Consider the following 2,151-nt stretch of genomic DNA (forward strand, 5'->3'; position numbering starts at 1 on the left):
TGTATTATCTTTTTCTTCTAAAAAATTTAATTAAATTAGATAAAAACTTAGGTAATTTTATAGCTATTATCTTCATGTTCAAACCTCCATAAAAAAATCACTCATCTCTTATTTACATTGTATGCAAATAAATAAAATGAGTGATTAATTTTTTTAGTCATTTGTATAAAGAATCATTACTATTCCACTATCAAAAGTTATTTTAATTTCTTCTTCTAAAAATTCATTAGATGTAGTTATACTATCACCTAATTTTAAAGAAAAATTAGTTAAATTATACTTAGCTCCACTTATATTAAAATTTTTCACTTCATCACAATATGCTTGAAAAGATATAGTATCTCCTTTATTTCCTTTTAAAGTAATTGGTTTATCAGTTAGAAAAATATAATTATTATCATCAATAACTTTAACTTTTATAGATTTCTTTAAACCTCTTAACATAAGTCCAAAGTTGCTTAGAGAATGATCATATCTAGTACCAGTTGCACCTAACAAGATTATTTCATCAGCTCCCTTTTCTACTGCTAGATTATAGGCTATTTCAGTATCAGTATAATCTTTTTCTCTTTTATACTTTATTTTCTTTGAAGCTCTTTCTTCAATTAAACTTATTATATCTTCATTTGCAGAATCAAAATCTCCTAAAATATAATCTGGAGTTATATCATATTTATATAATATTTCACAGCCTTTATCTGCACCAATAATTATATCTGCATCGTTCATTTCTTTATACAATAAAGTCTTTGATGGTTCTTTTCCACCTGACATAATTACAGCTTTCATTAAATTATCCTCTTATTGCTTCTATATTTACTTTAAGGTTTCCATCGCCAAAAATTGCAGAACCAGCCACTAATACATTTGCACCAGCTTTAATTAAAGCTTTAGAGTTATTCTTGTCAACTCCTCCATCTACTTCTATAAGCAAGTCCTTATTTACCTTTAGGCTCATCTCTTTTATCTCTCTTACTTTATTTAAAGAGTATGGAATAAACTTTTGACCTCCAAAGCCTGGATTAACTGACATTATTAATACTAAGTCTAGCTTTTCTATTATATCTTTTAATACACAAGTTGGAGTACCAGGATTTAATGAAATTCCTGCTTTAACTCCTTTAGACTTAATATATTCAATAGCTCTATCTATATGTTTTTCTGCTTCATAATGGATAGTTATAATATCTGCACCTGCATTAACAAAATCATCAATATATCTTGATGGGTTTTCTACCATTAAATGAACATCAAATATCTTTCTTGTTTTATTCCTAATTGATTTTATTACTGGTATGCCAATAGTAATATTAGGCACAAAATTTCCATCCATTACATCTATGTGAATATAGTCTGCTCCTGCTTCATCTACTTTTACAACTTCTTCTCCTAATTTTGAAAAATCTGCTGATAATATTGATGGTGATATTTTTACCATTTGTACTTTTCCCCCTCTTGTAACTCTTCTAATATTCTAATATAAAATTCGTATCTATATTCATTGATTTTTCCCTCATTTAAAGCTTTTTTCACTGCGCATTCTGGCTCTTTATTATGAAGGCATCCTCTAAATTTACAGCTATGATTATATTCTTCAAACTCTGGAAAACTATATCTTAGATTTTCTTTATCCATAAAGCTAATATCTATATTAGAAAATCCAGGACTATCTACTAAATATCCATTTTCTATTTCTATAAGCTCACTATGTCTAGTTGTATGTTTCCCTCTACCTAATTTCTCTGATACTGAACCAGTTTCCATATGATATTTTTCAGTTAATGTATTTATCAAGGTAGATTTTCCCGCACCAGAAGGTCCACACAACACTGTTACATTACTATTTATTTTATTTTTTAATACTTCAACTCCTATACCATCTTTAGCATTTATAAATATTACTTCATATCCTATTGAATTTATTTTTTCTTTAATATCTAGTCTTTCTTTATCGCTAACTAAATCCATTTTATTTAAACAAACTATTGAATTTATATTATTATGTTCACATAATATCAAAAATTTATTAAGCAAATCAAAATTTATGTCAGGATTTTTCATAGCAAATACTACAAAAGCCTGTGTAACATTTGCTACTACCGGTCTTATAAGTTCAGAACTTCTTTCATAAATCTTCTCTATAGTCCCAAC

3 protein-coding genes are annotated in these 2,151 nt (G+C 27.2%); all 3 read right to left on the bottom strand.

The window, feature by feature from the left end; translation table 11 throughout:
* Positions 1 to 153 precede the first annotated feature (153 nt).
* Complete coding sequence (locus HUJ77_RS13520; RefSeq protein ID WP_291709468.1) at positions 154 to 789, bottom strand: thiamine diphosphokinase; 636 nt, start codon at positions 787 to 789, stop codon at positions 154 to 156.
* 4 nt (positions 790 to 793) lie between these two features.
* The gene (gene rpe / locus HUJ77_RS13525) at positions 794 to 1,438 is read right to left on the bottom strand and encodes a ribulose-phosphate 3-epimerase (protein ID WP_291709470.1); all 645 of its coding nucleotides are present in this window, start codon (positions 1,436 to 1,438) and stop codon (positions 794 to 796) included.
* The coding region (rsgA, locus tag HUJ77_RS13530) for a ribosome small subunit-dependent GTPase A (RefSeq protein ID WP_291709471.1) at positions 1,432 to 2,151 on the bottom strand (720 nt) is incomplete at its 5' end. The genes rpe and rsgA, both read right to left, overlap by 7 nt.

It is taken from the genome of Clostridium sp. (assembly GCF_021443865.1).
GTDB lineage: Bacteria > Bacillota > Clostridia > Clostridiales > Clostridiaceae > Clostridium.

What these genes read in the sequence shown, in the direction of transcription:
- rpe (WP_291709470.1), bottom strand. Translation starts at nt 1,438, where the DNA reads ATGGTAAAAATATCACCATCAATATTATCAGCAGATTTTTCAAAATTA.
- HUJ77_RS13520 (WP_291709468.1), bottom strand. Translation starts at nt 789, where the DNA reads ATGAAAGCTGTAATTATGTCAGGTGGAAAAGAACCATCAAAGACTTTA.